This is a genomic window from Pseudoalteromonas sp. CO348 (genome assembly GCF_004208845.1).
Classification (GTDB): domain Bacteria; phylum Pseudomonadota; class Gammaproteobacteria; order Enterobacterales; family Alteromonadaceae; genus Pseudoalteromonas; species Pseudoalteromonas maricaloris.
Genome location: NZ_SGPI01000026.1, coordinates 1 through 17,556, shown reverse-complemented (window position 1 = coordinate 17,556; position 17,556 = coordinate 1). Strand labels below are relative to the sequence as shown.

The window sequence follows — 17,556 nt, the reverse complement described above, 5'->3', positions numbered from 1 at the left end:
CGGAAAGAGAGACTTGAACTCTCACATCCGAAGATACTGGAACCTAAATCCAGCGCGTCTACCAATTCCGCCACTTCCGCACATCTTTTTGCATTAGTTATTGGAACCTAAATCCAGCGTCTATATTAAGACAACTGCCAATTCCATTACTTCCGCATATTTTTTGCAACAAAAAATCGATGAGTTTTGGTAGTAGTTAAAGCATGGTGGCTATGCCCTGATTTGAACAGGGGACCCCATCATTATGAGTGATGTGCTCTAACCAGCTGAGCTACATAGCCATCTCTTTAACTTCTCATCATCGCTGATGCGGGGCGTATTATGCGTATATGCCCCCAAGCCGTCAACACCTTTTTTGCAAAAAATCTGCTAACACAGTTTGTTTGCAGATAAATTAAGCGAAACGGCTTGTTTTTATATCAAATCAAGCGGGGCAATTGCAAATTTTTAACAAAACCTGTGAATTTTTATTCCTTTGAAGTCTATAACTTACTCTGAAGAACAAGGTACTTATTTGATTAAAAAGCAGAGTTGATAAAACTAAAAAGGAGCCGAAGCTCCTTTTATTGAAATAGCGTGTAGTAACTATGGTTACACGTTAAATAAGAAGTTCATCACATCGCCATCTTTCACGATGTATTCTTTACCTTCTTGACGCATTTTACCTGCGTCTTTCGCACCAGATTCACCACGGAACTCGATATAATCATCAAAGCCGATAGTCTGTGCACGAATAAAACCACGTTCAAAGTCTGTGTGGATTTTACCAGCAGCTTGAGGTGCTGTCGCGCCAACAGGGATAGTCCATGCACGCACTTCTTTTACGCCAGCTGTAAAGTAAGTTTGCAGTTTCAACAACTCATAACCACCACGGATCACGCGGTTTAGGCCTGGCTCTTCTAAGCCTAAGTCATCCATAAACTCTTTCTTATCTTCTTCTTCAAGTTCAGAAAGTTCAGCCTCAATTGCTGCACATACAGGGATCACAACCGCGTCTTCTGCTGCTGCAATTTCACGTACTTTGTCTAGGAATGGGTTGTTTTCAAAGCCATCTTCGTTAACATTGGCGATGTACATAGTTGGCTTGATCGTTAAAAAGTTTAGGTAGCTTATTGCTGCCGCTTCTTCTTTATTTAGCTCAAGTGAGCGAAGCGTTAAGCCTTCGTCCAAGTGCGCTTTTACTTTTTCAAGTACAACAAGTTCAAATTTCGCGTCTTTATCGCCGCCTTTCGCTTTCTTCGCGTTACGTAAAACCGCGCGATCAGCAGTATCCATGTCTGCAAGTACCAGCTCAGTGTTGATAACATCAATGTCTTCAGCAGGATCGATTTGACCAGCAACGTGAACGATATTTTCATTTTCAAAACAGCGAACTACGTGACCGATAGCATCCGTTTCACGGATGTTTGCCAAAAATTGGTTACCTAAACCTTCGCCTTTTGAAGCGCCTTTTACCAAACCGGCAATATCCACAAACTCCATTGAAGTTGGGATAGTACGCTGAGGATTTACAATTTCAGCTAGCTGGTCAAGACGAGCATCTGGTACTGGTACTACACCGGTATTCGGTTCGATAGTACAGAAAGGAAAGTTTGCGGCCTCAATGCCCGCTTTAGTCAACGCATTAAATAAAGTAGATTTACCTACGTTAGGTAAACCAACAATGCCACATTTAAAACCCATAGTGTTTATTCCTAAATTTCTACCGTATTATCTCAAGCACGCATCATGGCGAACGAGAAGCTTAGGTATTACTCAATCAATCGCAGCAGTGAACTGTTACGGTTTAAATGAATGTAGTCGATTTTGCGCTTTTAACACACCGTCTTTTGCGAGTATTTCCATACATCGGACTGCTTCATCCACAGCGGCATCAATTTTCTCTTGATCAGCTTGTGGTGCTTTGCCTAAAACCCACCCCGTGACTTTGTCTCTGTGTCCTGGGTGACCAATACCAACACGCAATCGCATAAATTCTTTGTTATTTGCCATTTTAGCGATTATGTCTTTTAAGCCATTATGACCGCCGTTACCACCACCTTTTTTGAGTTTGGCGATACCGGGTTCTAAATCCATTTCATCGTGAGCAACAAGAATACTCTCGACGGGGATTTTATAAAAATTGGCAAGACTCGCGACCGCTTTACCACTTAAGTTCATATAAGTCGTAGGGATCAGCAATTTAAACTCTTGATTATTGATGAGCACTTTGCCGGTGAGGCCGTGATGTTTAGCGTCTGGTTTTAGGAGGCAGTTGTATCTTCTGGCTAGTTCTTCGATAAACCAAGCGCCAGCGTTATGACGGGTGTTTGCGTATTCGGGGCCTGGATTAGCCAGGCCCACAAGCATTTGAATATTATTCAAGGTGTTAACACCTGAACAATTACTCAGCTGCGTCTTCAGCAGACTCTTCAGCAGGAGCTGCTTTAGGAGCGTTTACTGAAACAACTGCTTGGTCGTGATCTGCACCTTTAGCAAGTTCAACTGAAACAACGCCAGCTGGAAGCTTGATATCAGATAGGTGTAGAGTTGCGCCAACAGCTAGAGTCGCTACGTCAACTTCGATGAACTCAGGAAGTCTTGCAGGAAGACAAGTGATTTCAATTTCAGTTAGTTGGTGAACGATAGTGTTGCCACCTTTAGTTGCTTTCTCTTCGTTGATGAAGTGAACAGGAACTTTAGTGTGAAGCTTTTGAGAAGCATCAACGCGTTGGAAGTCTAAGTGAGTGATCTTAGGCTTGTACGGGTGACGTTGCATATCTTTAAGAATTGCTTCAACAGACTCACCGCCAATGTTTAGCGTTAGGATGTGAGTGTAGAAACCTTCGTCTTCTTGCGCTTTCAATACTTTGTTGTGATCAAAAGTTAGTGAAACTGCATCTTTACCAGCACCGTATAGGATTGCAGGAACTTTGTCAGCGCGACGTAGGCGGCGGCTCGCACCAGTACCTAGGTCAGAACGTACTTCAGCGTCTAATTTGTATACAGACATGGATGTCTCCAAAATAATTTAAGTTAATGTGTCAGAGAGCTCGCGACCAAGCTCCCTGCCTAAAAAAGGCGCGCCAGTATACCACTAACGCACTTGCAATGAAACCTATAAAACAAAAAAAGCACCAGAGGTGCTTTTTGGCTAATCAGTTTTGGTGCCGATTAGTGTTGAAACATCGCAGAGATTGACTCTTCGTTGCTGATACGGCGGATAGTTTCGGCCATCATATCTGCAAGTGTTAGTACTTTGATGTTATCAAGCGCTTTCAATTCATCAGAAAGTGGAATTGAGTCAGTCACGATAACTTCATCGATAACTGAGTTGCGTAGGTTTTCCGCAGCATTGCCCGAAAGTACTGGGTGGGTTGCATAAGCGAATACGCGTTTTGCACCGTGCTCTTTAAGTGCTGCTGCTGCTTTACATAAAGTACCGCCTGTATCTATCATGTCATCGACAATGATACAGTCACGACCAGCAACATCACCAATGATGTGCATAACTTGAGAAACGTTAGCCTGTGGACGACGCTTATCAATGATCGCTAGGTCTTTATCATCTAACAGTTTTGCAATCGCACGAGCACGAACCACACCACCGATATCAGGTGAAACTACTACTACATCTTCGAACTTACGCTCTTTCATGTCTTCGATTAGCACTGGGCTACCGAATACATTGTCAACAGGTACGTCGAAGAAGCCTTGGATTTGTTCTGCGTGTAGGTCAACGGTTAGAACACGGTCAACACCTACGCTTGAAAGGAAGTCTGCAACAACTTTAGCAGTAATTGGAACACGAGCAGAGCGCACACGGCGGTCTTGACGTGCGTAACCGAAATAAGGAATAACGGCTGTGATACGACCAGCAGATGCACGACGTAGCGCATCAACCATGACGATTAACTCCATTAAATTATCATTTGTAGGAGCACATGTTGATTGGATGATGAATACATCTGAACCACGAACGTTTTCGTTGATTTGAACGCTAATTTCACCGTCGCTAAAACGGCCAACAACGGCATCACCTAACTCAATAAACAAACGTTTTGCAACTTTTTGAGCTAGCTCAGGTGTTGCGTTACCAGCGAAGAGCTTCATGTCGGGCACGGTAGGGTTCCTCAGGCACTGAATTTTTTGGACTAACATGCAATGACCATGAAATAAAAAAGTCAAAACAAGCTAACTTAAACAATTTACTTCTAGTTTTGCCAAGCGCGCAATTGTCGATGACAAATTGACTCACTTGTATTTTGGGCAATAAAGCCCTGCCAAGATGAAGGTAGAGTTTCGAGCACACGCAGCGCTGCCTCACGATTTTCAAACTCCGCGAAACAACAAGCTCCAGTACCAGTCATTTTGGTTGGTGCATATTTTAGCAACCACGCGAGGGTCTTTTCAACCTCGGGGTAAAGCTTTTTGACAAGAGTTTGACAGTCGTTGCCCGTATCCGAGAGTTTCCAACCGCTTTTTAGCTTAGGCGTATTGCGTGGTAAATCTGGGTGAGTAAAGACTAACGCGGTACTGACATGAACGGGTGGGGCAACCACCAAATACCATTTTTGGGCGATCTCAATTGGCTCAAGTTGCTCGCCAACGCCGTGGGCTACAGCTGTTTTACCTTCAACAAAAACAGGCACATCGGCGCCTAGCTGCAGACCAAGTTTTGCAAGTTCTGGGATAGTAAGCTGACATTGCCACAGCGCATTGAGTGCCAATAAAGTCGTGGCAGCATCGGATGAACCACCACCAACACCTCCACCCATGGGAAGCTGTTTATTTAAGTGAATGTCGACACCAGCCGCAATTTTTTTATAGGGCTCAAGAATTTTGGCGGCTTTATAAATGAGGTTATCTTCGAGTGGAATACCGGCGGTGTCACCACAAATGACGATTTCTTGCTGGTTACTGGTTAGCGTAAATGCTAATTCATCACCAAAATCTAAGAAAGTAAATAAAGTTTCTAGTTCATGGTAGCCGTCTTCTCGACGGCCATTGATATGCAAAAAAAGATTTAATTTTGCCGGTGCGCTTAGCGTCAATGTCTTCATTTAAACTGCCATGAAGTGATTAATACTTTGACCTCAATATTGGTCGATGAGAGTTTCATGCGGCTAGGCAGCCACATTCCGTCTTGCATTTTATATTGTTGATAGGTGATTTGCCACACTCGGCCAGATGGGCTTTGCCACTGTGCATTGCTTATTCTGCCAAGGTTATCAAGTTCGCTGGCTGGTGCTTCAACTAAGCCCGTTAGCCATTGAGGGGCTTGATTGACCGGAAGAGAGAGACCACTTAAACGCTTAACCAGATCGCTACTGTCCATGCCTTTATGGACATTGTCTTCAAAGGTCAGCTCCGAATGTGTGTCTAATTCTTCTAGTTCGAATATGCGGGTGCCAACAAAGCTGGTTAAAATCAGATTTTGTTTATCTTCTTTTAAATACCAATTAAAGTTAGCTGATTGACGATTGTCTGGGGCAATAAATGCAAGTTTACCTCTCGCTTGCCAATTTTTTTGTTGTTTTAGCCTAGATTGCCAGTCTTGTGCTACGTTTTGCTGAGGTAATTGTTGCGCACAACCCGTTAAAATTAATAAAAATATGAGTAAAATCAAATGAAGTTGTCTCAAAGGCCTTTCCTTACTTTCCATATTCGATTGATTTTTGGTAAAATTGCCGGCTTTAAAGCAGGGCTCGAGCAATACTGGCATCTATGACCATCATCGCACTTGGTATCAATCACAAAACCGCGTCTGTAGAATTACGTGAAAAAGTGGCGTTTTCTCCAGAACAGCTTACAGAAGCATTGCACCAACTCCAACATTCTTCGCAGTTTAAAGAATCTGTGATTGTGTCGACCTGCAATCGAACCGAGATCTATTGTAGCCTTGAGTCTGCTGATCCCCAAGCACTACTCGGTTGGTTGTCAGATTTTCATAACATAGAGCAACGAGACTTAACAGAAAATGTCTATGTGCATATGAATCAGGATGCGGTGAACCATTTAATGCGAGTTGCCTGCGGTCTTGACTCATTGGTTTTAGGTGAGCCACAAATTCTTGGGCAAATTAAACAAGCTTTTAGTACAGCCAAACAGCACCATGCAATTCAGCCAACATTTGAGCGCTTATTCCAAAAGACTTTTTCGGTGGCGAAGCAAGTACGCACTGAGACCGATATTGGTGCAAGTGCAGTCTCTGTGGCATATGCTGCTGTTAATTTGGCAAAGCATATTTATGGTCAATTGGACAAAACTCAGGTCTTGTTAATTGGTGCCGGTGAAACAATTGAGTTAGTTGCTAAACACTTATCGCAGCATAATCCAAAGTCAATCACAGTCGCGAACCGCACAATTGAGCGCGCACAAAACCTAGCAAAAGAAGTTGGCGGCAGTGTTATTTCACTGGCACAGTTGCCAGATGCGCTACCAAGTGCAGACATTGTTATTAGTTCAACTGCGAGCACCTTACCAATTATCGGTAAGGGAGTGGTCGAGCAAGCGCTTAAAAAACGTCGCCATAAACCAATGTTATTTATCGATATCGCGGTGCCTCGCGATATCGAAAGCCAAGTGTCAGAGTTGGATGCTGCTTATCTTTATTCAGTTGATGACCTGCAGGCGATAGTCAATGAAAACTTGGCCAGTCGTGAACAAGCGGCCATTGAAGCGCAGCAGATTATCGATGTACGCACGCAAGAGTTTTCCGAGTGGCAACGTTCGCTGCATTCAGTGGATGTGATTAGGCAGTATCGCCAAAGCGCACAAGAAATTAAAAATGAGCTCGTGGACAAAGCAATAAATCAGCTACAATCGGGCAAAGAAGCAGATAAAATTATTATTGAATTAGCAAATAAGCTGAGTAATCGACTAACACACGCACCAACACGCGCCATTCAAGAGGCTGCGAAAGAAGGCGATATAGATAAGTTAGCGCAACTCAAGCAAACATTAGGTATTGAGCAGGAATAACGTGTAAATGAAAGAGTCTGTATATCGTAAGTTAGAAACCTTAGTAGAGCGCTATGAAGAAGTTCAAGCGATGCTAAGCTCGCCTGAGGTGATTAGCGATCAGAACCGCTTTCGCGCCTTGTCAAAAGAGTTTTCAGAATTGGAAGACGTAGTTAAAGCGTTTACAGCCTACCAGCAGGCTCAGGAAGACGTCGCAACTGCTGAAGAAATGCTAAAAGACTCAGATCCAGACATGCGTGAAATGGCACAGGAAGAGTATAAAGAAGCAAAAGCTGCCATTGCTGCGCTTGAAGATGACCTTCAAGTATTGATGTTACCAAAAGACCCAAAAGACAATAACAACGTATTCTTGGAAGTGCGTGCGGGAACTGGTGGTGATGAAGCCGCGATTTTCGCTGGCGATTTATTCCGTATGTATAGCCGCTATGCAGAAACGCAAAAGTGGCGCGTTGAAATCGTGAGCGCTAACGAAGGCGAGCACGGTGGCTATAAAGAAGTTATCGCTAATATTAGTGGCGACGGTGTTTATGGCAAACTTAAGTTTGAATCTGGCGCTCACCGTGTACAACGTGTGCCTGAAACCGAATCTCAAGGCCGTGTTCACACCTCTGCATGTACGGTTGCCGTGATGGCAGAGATCCCAGAAGCAGAAGCAATCGAAATTAATCCATCTGACCTAAAAGTGGATACTTTCCGTGCTTCGGGTGCCGGTGGTCAGCACGTAAACAAAACCGATTCTGCTATTCGTATCACTCACTTGCCGACAGGCGTTGTGGTTGAATGTCAGGACGAACGTTCACAACATAAAAATAGAGCGAAAGCGCTGTCTGTACTAAGTGCGCGTTTACAGCAAGCAGAAGATGAAAAACGTGCAGCGGCAGAAGCTTCTGAACGTCGTAATCTAGTAGGTAGCGGTGACCGCTCTGAGCGTATTCGTACTTACAACTTCCCGCAGGGCCGTATTACCGATCACCGTATCAACTTGACGCTATATCGCCTTAATGAAGTGATCTCCGGTGAGTTGGGCGCTGTTATCGATCCGCTGGTTATTGAATATCAGGCTGATCTACTAGCAGCAATGAGCGAAAGCGATTAATGCCAACACTTAACATTGCCCAAGCCGTTGCTTGGGCAACCTCTGAACTGTTACCACACTCCGAGTCAGCAAAGCTCGATAGCGAAGTGTTGCTACTCCATGTTATCGATAAAAACCGCACTTATCTCTTTACTTGGCCCGAAGCTGAGCTTTCTACACTAGAGCAGCAGCGATTCGAAGAATGTATCGCACGCCGTGTTACGGGAGAGCCCGTGGCACACATCACAGGTCAAAGGGAATTCTGGAGCCTGCCTTTAAAAGTCAACAACAGCACACTTATTCCAAGACCTGATACTGAAACACTGGTTGAGCATGTTTTAACACTCAATATGCCAAATGACGCTCAAGTGCTAGACTTAGGCACAGGCACTGGCGCGATTGCACTGGCGTTGGCGAGTGAATATCCAGCTTGGCAAATCACCGCAGTAGATGCTTCAGCAGATGCCGTGGCGCTTGCAAAGTCTAATCAATCTCAGTTGGGCTTTAGAAACGTGTCGATTTTGCAAAGTGATTGGTTTAGTGCAGTTGCAGATCAACAGTTTGATTTGATTGTGAGTAATCCACCTTATATTGATGAAGCCGATCACCACTTATCACAAGGGGATGTGAGATTTGAGCCGCTCAGCGCGCTGGTCGCGGATGACCATGGCTATGCGGATATTTTTCATATCATCAGGACGGCTAAGCTACATCTGAACTCGGGGGGATATTTGCTACTTGAACATGGTTTTGAGCAAGCAGATAAGATCCAACAGTTTTTTGCAGAAATGGCGTATATTAATATACTTACAATAAAAGATATGGCAGGGTGTGATAGAGTGACGTTGGCAATGTTGCCGTAAAGTCATGAACTCACACGAAAGTTAGGCGCTTCAATAGGATCCGCAATATGGATGATTTTTTGTTTTCAGACGAACCCGCTGACGTAGTTGAACCTGAAAAAGTAGGCACTTGGAAGGTTATTATTGTCGATGATGAGCCCGAAGTGCATGCAGTGACAAAGTTAGCACTGAGTGACTTTGAGTTTCAAAAAAAGCGTCTGGAATTTATTAGCGCTTATTCGGGTGAAGAAGCAAAGAAAATCGTCGATGCCAATCCCGATGCTGCGGTGGTGTTACTGGATGTTGTCATGGAAACCGACGATGCTGGTTTGCAGGTCGCAAAATACATTCGTGAAACCGCCAAAAACAATCATATCCGTATCATTTTAAGAACCGGTCAGCCGGGTCAAGCGCCTGAACGCCAAGTTATCGTGAACTACGATATCAACGACTATAAATCAAAAACAGAACTCACCGCGCAAAAGCTCTTTACTGTAGTCATGTCGAGTTTACGTTCATATCGCGACATCCTCGCCATCGATCAATCAAGACAAGGGCTTGAGAAAATCATTAAAGCCTCTCGCGATATTTTTGCTACTCACTCAATTGAGAGTTTTATTGAGGGGGTGTTACAGCAACTCACTTCGCTGATAGGTACGGTCGACCAAGCTATGTATGCAACGTCACTTGCGGCGGGTAAAGAGCCAGGTCAAACGAACGATCAACTGGTTGTATTTGCGGGGCGTGGAGAGTTTGAAAGTAGCGAAGGTAAGCCGATTTCTGAAGTGCTTAGCAGCGACCAAATGGATGCTTGCTTAAAAGCACTACAAGATAAAGACATTGTATATAAAGATAATTATCTATTCGCCTATTGCTCCAGTGACTATAACCACGCCTCCATGCTATTTGTGTCTGGTATTCCTGAATTCTTAACCGAAACTCAGCGCCATTTAATTGATATTTTTGCTCAGAATATGCAATTGGCGTACGAAAATGTACAGCTACAAGCCGAGATTGAAGATACCCAGCAAGAACTGGTGATCCGTTTAAGTGAAGCGCTTGAGCTTCATTCAACCAATACTGGCAATCATGTTAAGCGCGTTGCATATCTTTGTCATACGCTTGCCAAAGAAATGGGTCTTTCTGATAAAGAAGCTGAGCTGGTGAAAATGGCGTCACCACTGCACGATGTGGGTAAAGTTGGTATTCCTGACGCGATTTTAAATAAGCCTAGCAAGCTGGATGACGAAGAGTGGAAAGTCATGCAAACCCATACAGACAAAGGCTTTGACTTGTTAAAAGATTCTCGCCGTGAGATTGTCAGTGCGGGCGCACTAATCGCTCGAGACCACCATGAAAAATGGGATGGTAGCGGTTATCCGAAAGGTAAAAAAGGTGATGAAATACACCTTTATGGTCGCATCGTAGCACTAGCTGATGTGTATGATGCCTTACGCCATAAACGTTGCTACAAAGAGGCATGGAGCCAAGAAGAAGCGCAAAAAGAGATTACTGCGCAAAAGGGAAAACACTTTGACCCCAAACTCGTAGATGTATTCAACCGTTGTATTAATGAGTTAGAATTGATCCTACAACGTTTCCCTGATTAGAGAATAATATGGATTACATGGCGTTAAAACATACGCACTTACTATTTGTGGTATTGAGCATAGTGCTATTTTACACTCGCGCGTTTTCGCGTTTGGGTTCTGGTAAATTAGCAACAAACAAAGGCGTGTTTATTACCAGCCACAGTGTAGACACTTTGTTGTTAGTTACAGCGGTTATTTTGGCAGTAACGGCGGGGCTCAATCCTGCACAACAACCTTGGCTACTACAAAAAATCGTATTGGTGTTTGGTTATATTGCGCTGGGTTTTGTAATTGCAAAAGCAAGTGTTAAAAAGACCAAATATTTGGCGCTAGGCGCTGCAACATTGGTACTAATGGCTATCGCGCATCTCGCCGTAAGCAAGCAAGGCTTCTTTGCTTAAGCATTTCAATTGGCGCTTGGCTTATCGCCGAGCGCTTCTATATCTCCATAATAAGTAAACATTTTTACTATTTCAGCGAACGATAGATTGGTATTACTAAATTTCCCCCCTTGGGAATATGACAAAAAGTGGTAAACTAGTCGTTCTAAATGAAAGCAATTCAAGAGAAACCGAATTCTATGAAGAATGATATCTGGTTAGATGAGAATGACTTATCTCTCGATGACAATTCAGATGCATTTTCCTATCCGCCGTTGATCCGTTGTATCAAGGCTGAGCAAAGTTGGGATGCACAAGCTGACACCAATGAAACTTTGTGTCAGTTAGCGGAGCTTGAATTTGCCGTGGATGAAATTCGCCATAAGCATGCAAACAATCATAAATGTTTGGATGAAATCTTAGACGCTTTTTATACCTTGTGGCTATTCAGTGGTAGCAGTCAAAAGGTGCCTGAATATAAGCTCAATAGCGTTTGTTATGCACTTTCTATGCGCAGTGGTACCAATACCGCACTGGGTCTTGTCTTAGTGCATCTGCTTGAACGAGCGAAATTAGAGGCAAGCCTTGCTCTAAGCCAAGGGGAGATTGTCGTGCACGTCGCTTTTAGCGAAGAAGAAGGTTATGTCATTGAACCAAGTTCAGGCCACCAGAGCTGGTACATAATTCCAGAAAACGAAAACAATCAAGACAAAGAGCAAGAAAAAGACCAAGAGCCGATGGAGCTTATTTTTAACGAAGAGTCGTTAAAGCTTTATTTGTCTCAGCAAAAATGGGCGTTTATTGCGGCAGAAAAGTTTGGTCACGCGCTAAGTTGCGTCGAGCAGTTGATGGATATCTTAGGCGATGATCCTTATGAACGTCGTGATAGAGGCTATCTACTCAACCAATTAAACTGTCCGAAGATGGCAAAAGATGACTTACAATTTTTTGTTGATGAATGTCCGGACGACCCAACCATTGAAGTGATCCAGCATCAGATCAAAGAGTTGGCCGATCATAATAATATTTTGCATTAAAAATAGTTATATAAAAAATAATAACAGCGAGGATTTATGGAGCAAAGCGCTGCGCTCGTTACCAATAACGCGGTAATTATGGGCCTATTGGCCGTTATTCTGGGATTTGTTTTTTACACATCGAGTCAAAAAAGCGGAGTTTGGGCAAAGTTTTACAAGTACGTGCCGGCGCTGTTGATGTGTTATTTCTTACCATCTCTGTTAAATACCTTTGGTATCGTTGATGGCAACAATAACGATGTTTACACGGTAGCAAAGTATTATCTGTTACCCGCTTGTTTGGTGTTATTGACACTGAGTATTGACCTAAAATCGATAGCGGCTTTGGGTAAAAAGGCAATTATCATGTTCCTGACGGGAACGGTGGGTGTGGTGATTGGTGGCCCAATTGCGCTTTTACTTACTGCTACCTTTATGCCTGAGCTACTTGGTGTAACAGGCCCAGAAGCCGTATGGCGTGGTATGGCCGCGCTGGCAGGAAGCTGGATTGGTGGCGGTGCCAATATGGTGGCGATGAAAGAGATTTACGGCGCAGGCGGAGAAATCTTCACCATCATGGTAACGGTTGATATTGTTGTCGCAAACTTGTGGATGGCGTGCTTGCTCTATATGGCGGCGCGTAATAAAGAAATTGATGCGCGAACCGGGGCGGATACTTCTTCAATCAACCGCCTAATTGACAAAGTACAAGCATTTGAAGCCGAGCACGCAAGAAAACCCGAGCTCAAAGATTTGATGATCCTAGTTGGTTTTGCTTTTGGTGCAACGGGGCTTGCGCATTTTGCTGCGGACTTACTGGTGCCATTTTTTAGTAGTAACTACCCAGAGCTGAAGAAGTTCTCTCTTCACAGCAAACTGTTTTGGATCATTGTCCTCGTTACAACCATAGGTCTAGCACTTTCGTTTACCAAAGCACGTCAATATGAAGCGGTTGGCGCGTCAAAAATTGGCTCGAGCTTTTTATATATTTTAGTAGCAACCATTGGTCTACACATGGATATCACCAAAATTGTTGAGGCGCCTAAATACGTTGTTATTGGTGTTATTTGGATGGCCGTGCATGTTGGTTTGTTATTTATCGTTGCTAAATTAATTAAAGCACCTGTGTTTTATGTTGCCGTTGGCAGTAAAGCAAACATTGGTGGTGCGGCATCTGCGCCGGTGGTGGCCTCGGCTTTCCACCCAGCGCTTGCTCCGGTCGGTGTGTTACTGGCGGTGCTTGGTTATGCCCTTGGTACTTATATGGCTTGGTTATGCGGACAATTGCTTCGTGTAATAGGCAGCTAAAGGATAAAAAATGAATACAGATATTATTAACGTTGCGGGACGAGAAGTTGCAAACGATAAGCCGTTTGTACTGTTCGGTGGAATGAATGTGCTTGAGTCTCGTGACTTAGCAATGCAAATCGCAGAGCATTACGTCGAAGTCACAAGTAAGCTTGGGATCCCATACGTATTTAAAGCGTCATTTGATAAGGCTAATCGTTCGTCAATTAACTCTTACCGTGGCCCAGGCATGGAAGAAGGCTTAAAGATTTTTGAAGAAATCAAAAAGACCTTTAATGTACCGGTGATCACCGATGTACATGAGCCATTCCAAGCAAAACCTGTTGCAGAAGTTGCTGATGTGATCCAATTACCAGCGTTTCTTGCCCGTCAAACTGACTTAGTTGTAGCGATGGCAGAAACTGGCGCGGTGATCAACGTGAAAAAACCACAGTTTTTAGCGCCACATGAAATGCGTCATATCATTAAGAAAATCAATGAAGCGGGTAATGACAAAGTTATCCTCTGTGAACGCGGCAGTAGCTTTGGTTATAACAACTTGATCGTAGATATGCTGGGCATGGATGACATGAAGCGTATGGCTCCTGTTATTTTTGATGCGACACATGCGCTACAGCGTCCAGGTGGTCGTAGCGACTCTGCCGATGGCCGCCGTGCTCAGGCTGCTGAGCTTGCTCGTAGCGGTATGGCACTTGGGTTAGCTGGACTCTTTATTGAAGCGCATCCGAATCCAAATGAAGCTAAGTGTGATGGTCCTTGTGCATTGCCATTGGCTAAACTTGAAGGCTACCTACAACAAATGAAAGCGGTAGATGAGCTAGTTAAGAGTTTTGCGCCACTGGACACCAGCGCAGCTGATTTATAATCTATACCCAAGCGACCTCATAATTAGATGTTGTTTGGGGATTTTACTTGCCCGCGGTTAGCGGGTTTTTTATAGGCATGAATGAATGTCACGACGAGTTCCACCATTAAATGCATTAAAAGCCTTTGAGGCGGCGGCACGACACCTGAGCTTTACCAAAGCAGCGGAGGAGTTGTACGTCACTCAAGCTGCGGTTAGTCATCAAATTAAAATCTTAGAAGAACATCTAGGTTTAAAACTGTTTTTGCGAAAAAATCGCTCTTTACTGTTAACTGAGGAAGGGCAGGGCTATTACCTCGATATTAAAGATATTTTTTCACAATTAATCGATGCAACTGAAAAGCTCCTAGCGCGAGGCGCAAAAGGGTCGTTAACGGTGAGTTTGACGCCGAGCTTTGCAATTCAATGGTTGGTACCAAGGCTGAGTAACTTTAATGAGTTGCACCCTGAAATCGACGTACGGATCAAAGCCCAAGATCACGATGATAATTCGTTAACGGATGATGTTGATGTCGCGATTTACTATGGTCGTGGTAACTGGAATGGGGTGCAAACCCATAAGCTACATACCGAGTACTTTGTGCCGTTATGTAGTCCATTTTTGTTAACAGGCCCCAAACCGCTTAATCAGCCAAGTGACTTGGCCCAGCATACTTTACTCCATGACACCACGCGTCGCGCTTGGAAGGCATGGATGAAAACCGCAGGGGTCAGAAATGTGGCGGTAAATACTGGCCCTATCTTCAGTCACTCTTCTATGGTGTTACAGGCAGCAATTCACGGCCAAGGCGTGGCGCTGGGCAATAGCGTACTGGCAAGGCCGGATATAGATGCAGGGCGACTGGTTATTCCGTTTAGTCACCACCTCGAAAGTAAAAATGCCTATTATTTGGTATTTAGAGAGTCGCAGTCAGAGCTGGGTAAAATAGTTTCATTCAAAGAATGGATGCTCGGTATGGTAGAACACGAACAAGAGTTAAATAGTTTATGAGCGCAGTAAATATTGAATGGCACTATGCTGAAAACCCAGTTGCACAGTTTATTTTTGCCCATGGTGCAGGCGCAGGAAGCGATAGCGATTTTATGCAAGAAATGGCTAAATTGCTTGCTTCTAAGGGCGTTCAAGTTGGACTCTTTGACTTTGAATATATGCAGCAAGCCAAACAAGAAGGGAAAAAGCGCCCACCAGAGCGTGCCCCTAAGCTACTCGCGTATTTTCAGCAAGTATTGGCCGCAGTAGAGCCAAGTTTACCGCTCTTCATTGGTGGTAAGTCAATGGGCGGGCGTATGGCATCTATGCTGGCCTGTGAAACCACCGTAAAAGTGGAAGGGGTACTTGCGTTTGGTTACCCATTCCACCCGCCAGGTAAGCCGGAAAAGCTCAGAGTGGACCATTTTCCTGAGCTGAAATGTCCGCTGCTCATTTTACAAGGCGAACGTGATACCTTTGGCAATCGTACAGAGGTTGATGCCATGTGCTTTCCAGAGCAAGTCATGGTGAAATGGCTCAAAGATGGCGACCATTCACTCAAGCCTCGTAAAGTGAGTGGTGTAAGCGAGTCAGAGAGCCGCGCGAATGCTGCCGTGATAGCGGCGAATTTTATTAAGGAGCGCTGTCATGGCTAAGCTCTACTTGATCATTGGCAGCGTGTTTTGTTTATTGTCTGTGGCATTGGGCGCGTTTGCCGCTCACGGTCTCAAAGGACGTTTGAACGACTACGCCATTGGTATTTTTAATACGGCGTCACAGTACCAAATGACTCACGGCCTTGCCATTATTGCCACCGCGTTTTTAATCAAATGGGGCCTCAAGGTGCAAGTTGCTGGCGGTTTCTTTATTGCTGGTGTACTGCTATTTAGTGGTAGTTTGTACTTACTTGCCTTAACAGGTATGAAATGGCTAGGGCCAATCACCCCAATCGGTGGTACCTGTTTTTTAATTGCTTGGATTTTATTGATAGTTCAAGCCGCTAAATCTTCCTTTTAATCTAGAGAATCTAATGTCGAGTATCGTTATCTATTGTCGCGGTGGTTTTGAAAGTGACGCCGCAGCCGAAATTAATCATTATGCTGCAAAGCATGGAATTGCAGGCTACGTAAAAGCTAAGCCGAATACTGCTTTTGTAACTTTTGAGTGCTTTTCGCCAAATGATGCTGAGACCTTAGCGAAGAAAATCGACTTTAAGAAACTGGTGTTTGCAAGGCAGTGGTTTGTTGGCACTTTGCATACCCATATGCCGATTGAAGACAGAGTGAGCGTGATAAAAGCGGCTGTGGAAGGTTTTCCTTTGTGTGGTGAGCTGCGCGTTGAAACGCCAGATACTAATGAAGGAAAAGAACTTTCTAAATTCTGTAAAAAGTTTTCAACCCCTTTGTCTAAGGCGCTCGAGAAGCAAAACAAGCTGACTCGTGAGGTAAAACCTGCCAAGCCTGTATTACATGTATTGTTCCTTGCCAATAACACTGCTTATGTTGGTTATTCGTTTAGTGATAACAATTCGCCATTCTTTATGGGGATCCCACGTCTGAGAATGCCGTCGGACGCACCAAGCCGCTCGACGCTAAAATTAGACGAGGCATTCCATGTCTTTGTGCCTAAAGATCAGCAAGAAACACGTGTGCGTGCGGGGATGCGAGCCGTTGATTTAGGTGCTTGTCCTGGGGGTTGGACATACCAACTCGTACGCCGTGGTATGTTCGTCGCCTCAATCGATAATGGCCCGATGAATGATGACCTGATGGAAACGGGACAAGTGAAGCACTATCGTGAAGATGGATTCAAATATCGCCCAGAAAAACGCAATATTGATTGGCTGGTGTGTGATATGGTCGAAAAGCCAACGCGTGTTGCTGATCTGATGGTGGACTGGGTGGTGAATGCATTTGCTCGAGAGCTGATCTTTAACTTAAAGCTACCGATGAAAAAACGCTTCGACAGTGTGTATGAATGTCTTACGCTTATCCATGAAGAGCTGCAAAAGTACAATGTGGATTATGAGATCCAAGCAAAGCACCTATATCATGACCGTGAGGAAGTCACGGTACATATTAATGTGCTTAAAGTACCGCAAAATTTGTATAGCTGATTTTAAACGATAACAAGATCGCCGCGTAAAGCAGCTCCCACACAGGTGTTAGCTTATTTGTGGGAGCGATTTCACATCGCGATATTTTTATCAATCTCGCCGCGTAAAGCGGCTCCCACACGGGTGTTATCTTAGTTGTAGGAGCGATTTCATATCGCGATATTTTTCATAAAGATCGCCGCGTAAAGCGGCTCCCACACCGATATTAGCTTAGTTGTAGGAGCGATTTTACATCGCGATCTTTTTCATCAAGCTCGCCGCGTAAAGCGTCTCCCACACAGGTGTTAGCTTATTTGTAGGAGCGATTTCACATCGCGATCTTTTTTATCAAGCTCGCCGCGTAAAGCGGCTTATATGGACTCCTCCAATTGTACAAGCCATTTTTAGCATTATTGGTGTGATTGCGTGCTTATATCCGGGCTCTTGATG

At 44.2% G+C, this 17,556-nt stretch carries 18 protein-coding genes and 1 tRNA gene; 12 read left to right on the top strand and 7 right to left on the bottom strand.

What is annotated here, in order from left to right:
• Positions 1-204: 204 nt before the first annotated feature.
• The 7 genes from EXT48_RS13055 to lolB form a co-directional block, all read right to left on the bottom strand.
• A tRNA-Met gene (locus EXT48_RS13055) sits at positions 205-281 on the bottom strand.
• A 310-nt stretch (positions 282-591) separates the two neighbouring features.
• Positions 592-1,683 carry a redox-regulated ATPase YchF gene (gene ychF, locus EXT48_RS13050; protein ID WP_010370435.1) on the bottom strand — a complete coding sequence of 364 codons (1,092 nt, stop codon included), beginning with the start codon at positions 1,681-1,683 and terminating at the stop codon, positions 592-594.
• A gap of 96 nt (positions 1,684-1,779) precedes the next feature.
• Positions 1,780-2,364, bottom strand: a complete 585-nt coding sequence (gene pth / locus EXT48_RS13045; RefSeq protein WP_130164717.1) for an aminoacyl-tRNA hydrolase — start codon at positions 2,362-2,364, stop codon at positions 1,780-1,782.
• 19 nt (positions 2,365-2,383) lie between these two features.
• Positions 2,384-2,992, bottom strand: coding sequence for a 50S ribosomal protein L25/general stress protein Ctc (locus EXT48_RS13040; protein WP_010370441.1), 609 nt, complete (start codon positions 2,990-2,992; stop codon positions 2,384-2,386).
• 161 nt (positions 2,993-3,153) lie between these two features.
• Positions 3,154-4,101 (bottom strand): ribose-phosphate pyrophosphokinase, encoded by a 948-nt coding sequence (locus EXT48_RS13035; RefSeq protein WP_010370444.1) that lies wholly within the window; start codon positions 4,099-4,101, stop codon positions 3,154-3,156.
• A 92-nt stretch (positions 4,102-4,193) separates the two neighbouring features.
• Positions 4,194-5,042, bottom strand: a complete 849-nt coding sequence (gene ispE / locus EXT48_RS13030; RefSeq protein WP_130164716.1) for a 4-(cytidine 5'-diphospho)-2-C-methyl-D-erythritol kinase — start codon at positions 5,040-5,042, stop codon at positions 4,194-4,196.
• Entirely contained in the window at positions 5,039-5,623 is a 585-nt protein-coding gene (gene lolB, locus EXT48_RS13025; RefSeq protein ID WP_165384108.1) for a lipoprotein insertase outer membrane protein LolB, read from the bottom strand. The genes ispE and lolB overlap by 4 nt, the downstream gene beginning before the upstream one ends.
• 83 nt (positions 5,624-5,706) lie before the next feature.
• Here lolB and hemA point away from each other — a divergent pair, with 83 nt between their 5' ends.
• The 12 genes from hemA (at position 5,707) to rlmM (ending at position 17,127) form a co-directional block, all read left to right on the top strand.
• The gene (gene hemA, locus EXT48_RS13020; RefSeq protein WP_069022217.1) at positions 5,707-6,963 is read left to right on the top strand and encodes a glutamyl-tRNA reductase; all 1,257 of its coding nucleotides are present in this window, start codon (positions 5,707-5,709) and stop codon (positions 6,961-6,963) included.
• A 7-nt stretch (positions 6,964-6,970) separates the two neighbouring features.
• Positions 6,971-8,059 carry a peptide chain release factor 1 gene (gene prfA / locus EXT48_RS13015; RefSeq protein ID WP_010607352.1) on the top strand — a complete coding sequence of 363 codons (1,089 nt, stop codon included), beginning with the start codon at positions 6,971-6,973 and terminating at the stop codon, positions 8,057-8,059.
• Entirely contained in the window at positions 8,059-8,901 is an 843-nt protein-coding gene (prmC, locus tag EXT48_RS13010; protein ID WP_130164714.1) for a peptide chain release factor N(5)-glutamine methyltransferase, read from the top strand. Before prfA ends, prmC begins: the two co-directional genes overlap by 1 nt.
• Before the next feature lie 47 nt (positions 8,902-8,948).
• Positions 8,949-10,490: a response regulator gene (locus tag EXT48_RS13005; protein ID WP_069022213.1), complete on the top strand. Its 1,542-nt coding sequence runs from the start codon at positions 8,949-8,951 to the stop codon at positions 10,488-10,490.
• 8 nt (positions 10,491-10,498) lie between these two features.
• On the top strand, positions 10,499-10,873 hold the full coding sequence (locus EXT48_RS13000) for a SirB2 family protein (RefSeq protein WP_029215915.1): 375 nt from the start codon (positions 10,499-10,501) through the stop codon (positions 10,871-10,873).
• Positions 10,874-11,022: 149 nt separating this feature from the next.
• Entirely contained in the window at positions 11,023-11,889 is an 867-nt protein-coding gene (locus EXT48_RS12995) for a tetratricopeptide repeat protein (protein WP_039491951.1), read from the top strand.
• A gap of 36 nt (positions 11,890-11,925) precedes the next feature.
• The gene (locus EXT48_RS12990; RefSeq protein WP_010607347.1) at positions 11,926-13,176 is read left to right on the top strand and encodes a DUF819 domain-containing protein; all 1,251 of its coding nucleotides are present in this window, start codon (positions 11,926-11,928) and stop codon (positions 13,174-13,176) included.
• Between the two features lie 10 nt (positions 13,177-13,186).
• Positions 13,187-14,041, top strand: a complete 855-nt coding sequence (gene kdsA, locus EXT48_RS12985; RefSeq protein WP_010370475.1) for a 3-deoxy-8-phosphooctulonate synthase — start codon at positions 13,187-13,189, stop codon at positions 14,039-14,041.
• 85 nt (positions 14,042-14,126) lie between these two features.
• The gene (locus tag EXT48_RS12980) at positions 14,127-15,032 is read left to right on the top strand and encodes a transcriptional regulator GcvA (RefSeq protein ID WP_010370478.1); all 906 of its coding nucleotides are present in this window, start codon (positions 14,127-14,129) and stop codon (positions 15,030-15,032) included.
• A complete protein-coding gene (locus tag EXT48_RS12975; protein ID WP_045989837.1) occupies positions 15,029-15,667 on the top strand; it encodes an alpha/beta family hydrolase in 639 nt (212 codons plus the stop codon). Before EXT48_RS12980 ends, EXT48_RS12975 begins: the two co-directional genes overlap by 4 nt.
• Entirely contained in the window at positions 15,660-16,028 is a 369-nt protein-coding gene (locus EXT48_RS12970) for a DUF423 domain-containing protein (RefSeq protein ID WP_130126782.1), read from the top strand. Before EXT48_RS12975 ends, EXT48_RS12970 begins: the two co-directional genes overlap by 8 nt.
• Positions 16,029-16,041: 13 nt before the next feature.
• Positions 16,042-17,127 (top strand): 23S rRNA (cytidine(2498)-2'-O)-methyltransferase RlmM, encoded by a 1,086-nt coding sequence (rlmM, locus tag EXT48_RS12965; protein WP_045961995.1) that lies wholly within the window; start codon positions 16,042-16,044, stop codon positions 17,125-17,127.
• Positions 17,128-17,556 lie beyond the last annotated feature (429 nt).